The following is a 7,040-nucleotide window of genomic DNA, read 5'->3' on the forward strand; positions in this document are numbered from 1 at the left end:
TAATGAGGCAAACTGCATGTCGAGTCATAGCCCGATCGGGCGCAAGGTCACCCTGAACGACATCGCCGCCGGCTGCGACGTATCGCGCGCCACGGTCTCGCTGGTGCTGCGCGGCAGCCCGCTGGTGAACAAGCACACCCGCGCCCGGGTCGAGGAAGAACTGCGCCGGCAGGGCTACGTCTACAACCGCGCCGCCGCCAACCTGCGCCGCCGCACCTCGACCAGCATCGCGCTGGTGCTGAACGACCTGGCCAACCCGTTCTTCGCCGAATTCGCCGCCGGCGTGGACGAGGCGCTGGCCGCCGCCGGCTTCGTCACCCTGCTCGGCTGCACCGGCGAATCGATCGCGCGCGAGCAGGCCGTGCTCGGTTCGCTGCTGGAACACGGCCCGGCCGGCATCATCCTGTCGCCGGCCGAGCACAGCAAGGCGCCGGACGTGCTGGCCGTGGTCGGAAAGCGTGCACCGATGCTGCTGTTCAACCGCGAACTGGGCGGCACCTTGCCCGAGTTCGCGCACTGGGACCAGCTGATGCTGGACAACCAGCACGGCGCCCGCCTCGCCACCGAACACCTGATTGCCCGCGGCCACCGGCGCATCGCGTTCTTCGGCGGCCACCACGACTCCAGTTCGTGCCGGCAGCGCCATGCCGGTTACGCCGAGGCGATGCACACCGCCGGACTGCGCACCGAACCGTACTGGCGCGTCGAATGCGCGCCGACCCGGCTCGATGCCGCCCACCGGACCGAAGCCCTGTTCGCCGGCACGCTCGCACCCACCGCGGCGGTCTGCTACAACGACGCGGTCGCGCTGGGCCTGATGCTCGGCCTCAACCAGCGCGGGCTGCGCCCGGGCCATGATTTCGCGCTGACCGGTTTCGACGACATCGCCGAGGCGGCACTCGGCATGCCGCCGTTGACCACCTTGTCGGCTGCACCGCACGAACGCGGCAAGCAGGCCGCACAATTGGTGCTGCAACGACTGCAGCAACCGCAGGCCGCCAGCCGCCGCACCGTCGCACCGGTGCGGCTGATGGTGCGCGAAAGCAGCTGCCCACCACCCGCCGCCTGACCCATCCGCTCATTCGCACAGGGGAATTCCATGGCCTTCGCTCAAGCTCCGTCACCGACACCCGGCACACCGGCACACGGCGAGCGCTACACCGACTATCCGATGGCGCTGGGCGTGCTCACCACCATCTTCTTCATGTGGGGCTTCCTCACTTGCCTCAACGACATCCTGATCCCGCATCTGAAGTCGGTGTTCCAGCTCGGCTACTTCCAGGCGATGCTGGTGCAGTTCACCTTCTTCGGCGCGTACTTCCTGATGGCGTTGCCGGCCGGATGGATGGTCGCCGCGCTGGGCTACAAGAAGGGCATCGTGGCGGGGCTGGCGATTGCCGGCGTGGGCGCGCTGGGCTTCTGGCCCGCCGCCACGCTGCAGCTGTATCCCGCCTTCCTCGCCGCGCTGTTCGTGCTGGCCACCGGCATCACCGTGCTGCAGGTGGCGGCCAATCCCTACGTGGCGCTGCTGGGGCCGGAGCGCACCAGTTCCAGCCGGCTGACCCTGGCCCAGGCGCTGAACTCGTTCGGCACCTTCCTGGCGCCGCTGTTCGGCGGCATGCTGATTCTTTCCAGCGTGGTGAAGAGTCCGGCCGAACTGGCCGCGTTGCCGCCGGCGGAACACCTGGCCTACCAGGCACAACAGGCACAGGCCGTGCAGGGTCCGTACATCGGCCTGGCGGTGGTGCTGTTTCTGCTGGCCGTCTTCGTCTGGCTGTTCCGCCTGCCCGCGCTGAGCGAGGCCACCGACAAGGGCGACCACGACCGCCACAGCTTCGCCGAGGTGTTGCGCCATCCCCACGTGCTGTTCGGCGTGCTGGGCATCTTCTTCTACGTGGGCGCCGAGGTTTCGATCGGCAGCTTCATGGTGAACTACCTGTCGCTGCCCGAGATCGGCCACGTCAGCGAGCAGCAGGCCGCGAAGTACGTGTCGTACTACTGGCTGGGCGCGATGATCGGCCGTTTCATCGGCTCGGCGCTGATGGCGAAGTTCTCGCCGCGCAAGCTGCTGGCCGGCTTCGCCGCGATCAATGCGCTGCTGGTGCTGACCACCATGCTCACCAAGGGCGACGTGGCGATGGTCAGCATCATCGCGATCGGCCTGTTCAACTCGATCATGTTCCCGACCATCTTCGCGCTCGGCATCGAGCGGCTGGGGTCGATGACCAGCAAGGCCTCCAGCCTGCTGATCATGGCCATCGTCGGCGGCGCGATCATCCCGCCGCTGCAGGGCCTGTTTGCCGACCACATCGGCCTGCAGCACGCGTTCTTCCTGCCGCTGCTGTGCTACCTGTACATCGTGTTCTACGGCCTGAGCGGCTCGCGCATCCGCGGCCTGCCCGCCGACGCCTCGCAAAGGGGGTCGTGAGTGGCCGTCCATCCCATCCTGTGTTTCGGCGAGGCACTGATCGACCTGCACGCCGACGGCTTCGACGGCCACGGCTTCGCCGCCCGCTTCGTGCCCTTCGCGGGCGGTGCGCCGGCCAACGTCGCGGTCGCCGCGGCGCGTCTCGGCGGCGCCGCCCGTTTCGCCGGCATGCTGGGGCGCGACCGCTTCGGTGATTTCCTGCTGGACAGCCTGCAGCAGGCCAGTGTCGGCACCGACGACATCGTGCGCACCGATGCGGCGAACAGCGCGCTAGCCTTCGTCACCCTTGACGCCCGCGGTGAACGCAGCTTCAGCTTCTACCGCGACAACTCGGCCGACCTGCTGTTCCGGCCGGCGCATTTCCGCGCCGACACGTTCCGCGACGTCGCCGTGTTCCACGTCTGCTCCAACAGCATGACCGACCCCGCGCTGGCCGGAACCACCCGCGAAGGCATGCAGCGCGCACACGGCGTCGGCGCCCTGGTCAGCTTCGACCTCAACCTGCGTCCGGCGCTGTGGCCGCGCGACATCGATCCCCGCCCGCTGCTGTGGCCCGCGCTGCACCTGGCCGACGTGGTGAAGCTGTCGGCCGAGGAATTCGCCTGGCTGGCGGTCGACGGCGAACAGGCCGCGCTGGACCGCCTGTGGCTGGGCCGCACCCGGCTGGTGGTGGTGACCGACGGCGGGCAGCCGCTGCGCTGGTTCCACCCGGACGCCGAGGGCGAGCTGCCGTGCTACCCGGTCGAGGTGGTCGACAGCACCGCCGCCGGCGATGCCTTCGTCGGCGGCCTGCTGTGCTGCCTGGCCGAACTCGAAGCGGGCGCCGAACGACTCGATCACCTGGTGACCGAACTGCCGCGCCTGCACGCGATGTTGCGCTTCGCCGCCGCCTGCGGCGCGCTGACCGTCACCCGCCAGGGTTCGTTCGCCGCGATGCCGCGCGGCGACGAGGTGCTGGCCTTCATGGAACAGCAGGCATGAACAGCAGTCCCGATTTTCCTACCGCCGATTTCCGTTCCGCCGAGTTCCTGCGCGGGCACATCGCGCAGACGATGGCGTTCTACCACCCCCGCGCGATCGACCCGCAGGGCGGCTTCTTCCACTACTTCCGCGACGACGGCACGATCTACGACCGCAGCCACCGGCACCTGGTCAGCAGCACCCGCTTCGTCTTCAACTACGCGATGGCGGCGATCGAGTTCGGCGACGACGCGACGCTTCGAGGCGAGTACCTCGACGCCGCCCGCCACGGCCTGCGCTACCTGCGCGAGGTGCATCGCGATCCGGCCAGCGGCGGCTACGCCTGGACCATCCGCGACGGCCAGCCGGAAGACCGCACCAACCATGCCTACGGCGTCGCCTTCGTGCTGCTGGCCTGCGCCAGCGCGGTGAAAGCCGGCATCGCCGAAGCCGCCGCCTGGATGGACGAGACCTGGAACCTGCTCGAACAGCGCTACTGGGATGCCGACGCCGGGCTGTACCGCGACGAGGCCGATGCCGACTGGCACTTCAGCGACTACCGCGGCCAGAACGCGAACATGCACATGTGCGAGGCGATGCTGGCCGCCTACCAGGCCAGCCGCGATCCTCGCTATCTCGACCGCGCGTACACCCTCGCTGATCACATGACCCGTCGCCAGGCGGCGCTGGCCGGTGGCCTGGTGTGGGAACACTACGACCGCGACTGGGCCATCGACTGGGACTACCACCGCGACGACCCGAAGCACCTGTTTCGCCCGTGGGGCTTCCAGCCCGGCCACCAGACCGAATGGGCCAAGCTTCTGCTGATCATGGAACCGCTGCTGCGCGAACGCGGTGCCGCGCCGGACTGGATGCTGCCCACCGCGCAGCAACTGTTCGACACCGCGCTGGCCCGCGCCTGGGACAACGAATACGGCGGCATCTGCTACGGCTTCGCGCCGGACGGCAGCGTCTGCGACGACGACAAGTATTTCTGGGTGCAGGCCGAATCGCTGGCCGCCGCCGCCCTGCTGCACGAGCGCAGCGGACTGGCTGTCCATGACGACTGGTACGTGAAGCTGTGGGCGTACGCGTGGCAGCATTTCGTCGATCACCGCCACGGCGCCTGGTACCGCATCCTCACCCGCGACAACCGCAAGTACGACGACGAAAAGAGTCCCGCCGGCAAGACCGACTACCACACGATGGGCGCCTGCCACGAACTGCTGGCGCTGATCCGTCGCGGTGGCCAGCCGTAAAGCGTCTTCCCTTCCCCAAAGGCTTCGCATGAACAACCTCACGCTCACTCTTGCCGCCACCTTCGCCGCGCTTTCGCTGGCGCCCGCCTTCGCCGCCGACACCGTGCCTGCGCGCTTCGATCCCGCGCAGACGTTCGCGCCGTACAGCTACCCGCAACCGGCCAACGCCTACCGCTCCGCCAGCGGCAAGCCCGGCCCGATGTACTGGCAGAATCGGGCCGACTACCGGATCAAGGCCACGCTCGATCCCGCCACCCGGCTGCTGAGCGGCAGCGAGGTGATCAGCTACACCAACCACAGCCCCGACGCGCTCGACGTGCTGTGGCTGCAGCTGGACCAGAACCGCTATCGCAAGGACGCCCGTGGCGCGTTCACCAGCAAGTTCCCCACCGAGTTCACCGACGGCTACAGGATCAGCTCGGTCGAAGTCGAAGACGCGCAGGGCCACACGCAGCCGGTGAAGTGGATCGTCTCCGACACCCGCATGCAGGTGCAGCTGCCGACCGCGCTGAAAGCGAAGGACGGCCAGCTGAAACTGCACATCGCCTGGAGCTTCACCGTGCCCGGCGAGTTCGGCGGGCGGATGGACGTCAACCCGAGCAAGAACGGCGAGATCTTCGAGATCGCCCAGTGGTATCCGCGCATGGCCGTCTACGACGACCTGCGCGGGTGGGACACGGCGCCCTACCTCAACAGCGAGTTCTATCTGGAGTACGGCGATTTCGACTACGCGATCACCGTGCCGTGGGACATGATCGTGGCCGGCTCCGGCGAACTGCTGAACCCGCAGGACGTGCTGACCAGGACCGAGCAACAACGGCTGGAACAGGCGCGCCGCAGCGACAAGACCGTGATGATCCGCAGCGCGGACGAAGTCACCCAGCCGTCCAGCCGTCCAAAGCAGAGCGGCACGCTGACCTGGCACTTCGCCATGTACGACACCCGCGACGTGGCGTTCGGTGCCTCCAAGGCCTTCGTGTGGGATGCGGCGCGAATCAACCTGCCTGCAGGCAAGAGCGCGCTGGCGATGTCGGTCTATCCGGCCGAAAGCGGCGGCGACGCGGCCTGGGGACGCGCCACCGAATACCTCAAGGCCTCCACCGAATACTTCTCGAAACAGTGGTATCCGTACCCCTGGCCGGTGGCGATCAACGAAGCCGGCACCGCCGGCGGGATGGAGTATCCCGGCATCACCTTCGACCACAAGCTGGCCAAGGGCCGCAGCCTGCACATGGTGATCGCGCACGAGATCGGGCACATCTGGTTCCCGATGATCGTGGGCAGCAACGAGCGCCGCGATGCGTGGATGGACGAAGGCTTCAACACCTTCATCGACGTCTACGAGGCCGACGCGTTCAACCATGGCGAATACGCGCCCAAGCGCGACGGCGAATACGCGCCGGGCAAGGGCAACCCGGCCGACGAGATCGCCAAGGTGCTGCAGGACCAGAACGCTCCGCCGCTGCTGCTGGGCGCCGACATGGTGCCGGAGAAATACCGCCACCCGATCAGCTACTTCAAGGGCGCGTTCGGCCTGGTGCTGCTGCGCGAGCAGATCATCGGCCCGGAACGCTTCGACCCCGCCTTCCGCCGCTACATCGCCACCTGGGCCTACAAGCACCCCAGCCCGTCCGACTTCTTCCGCTTCATGGAAAGCGAGACCGGCGAAGACCTCGGCTGGTTCTGGCGCGGCTGGTTCGAACACAACTGGCAGCTCGACCTGGCCGTGCAGAAAGCCGCCTACACCGACGGCGACTACCGCAAGGGCGTCGACGTCACCGTGGCCAACCTGGACCAGCTGGTCATGCCCGCCACCCTGCAACTGGTCTACGACGACGGCAGCAAGCAGGACGTGCACGTGCCGGTGGAAACCTGGCAACAGCATCGCAGCTACGTGGTCCACGTCGACGGCACGCGGAAGCTGAAGTCGGTCACGATCGATCCGGCGCGGGCGTTGCCTGACGGCAATCGCGACAACAACAGCTTCGCGATGCCGTAGGCGTAGCCATGGTGTCGGGGACAGTTCTACTCGTGACAGCTGGCCACGAATTGGCCCCGACAACTTTTCCGCCAACAGCTTTGAAGGGCTTTTAGAGCAAGGGCTTTAGTCCGCCTTGGGAGGGCGAGGTACTTCTCTTTTGCCTGTCCAAAATAGAAGTCCCCAAGAGAAAACGACACCCGCTTGTGGTCGGGAACCTCGGCGTCGACCTCGCGCGAGCCCTGGTGGACCTGCAACGTCCCGGTGGTGTGCTCTGTCGCAACATTCAACTGCAATAGTGTTCTGCAGCAACCGGGCCACCTTTCCCTGCGGGCGAAAATGAATCAGCATTCGCAACACGCGCCGCACCTCATCCATCAAACGCGGCGCCGAAGGGCCGCTGACCATACGGTTT

5 protein-coding genes are annotated in these 7,040 nt (G+C 67.3%); all 5 read left to right on the forward strand.

The genetic code is table 11. The annotated features are described in order from the left end of the window. The first annotated feature begins 16 nt into the window (after window positions 1-16). Window positions 17-1,069, forward strand: a complete 1,053-nt coding sequence (locus tag ASD82_RS07910; protein WP_056717287.1) for a LacI family DNA-binding transcriptional regulator — start codon at window positions 17-19, stop codon at window positions 1,067-1,069. Between the two features lie 102 nt (window positions 1,070-1,171). Continuing rightward, window positions 1,172-2,428, forward strand: coding sequence for an L-fucose:H+ symporter permease (gene fucP / locus ASD82_RS07915; protein ID WP_200950250.1), 1,257 nt, complete (start codon window positions 1,172-1,174; stop codon window positions 2,426-2,428). Next, window positions 2,429-3,409 (forward strand): carbohydrate kinase, encoded by a 981-nt coding sequence (locus ASD82_RS07920; protein WP_056717289.1) that lies wholly within the window; start codon window positions 2,429-2,431, stop codon window positions 3,407-3,409. After that, window positions 3,406-4,647, forward strand: a complete 1,242-nt coding sequence (locus tag ASD82_RS07925) for an AGE family epimerase/isomerase (protein ID WP_056717290.1) — start codon at window positions 3,406-3,408, stop codon at window positions 4,645-4,647. The genes ASD82_RS07920 and ASD82_RS07925 overlap by 4 nt, the downstream gene beginning before the upstream one ends. Window positions 4,648-4,675: 28 nt before the next feature. Next, window positions 4,676-6,646, forward strand: coding sequence for a M1 family metallopeptidase (locus ASD82_RS07930; protein WP_056717291.1), 1,971 nt, complete (start codon window positions 4,676-4,678; stop codon window positions 6,644-6,646). The last annotated feature ends 394 nt before the right edge of the window (window positions 6,647-7,040 follow it).

This window comes from Rhodanobacter sp. Root179 (genome assembly GCF_001428465.1).
Lineage (GTDB): Bacteria > Pseudomonadota > Gammaproteobacteria > Xanthomonadales > Rhodanobacteraceae > Rhodanobacter.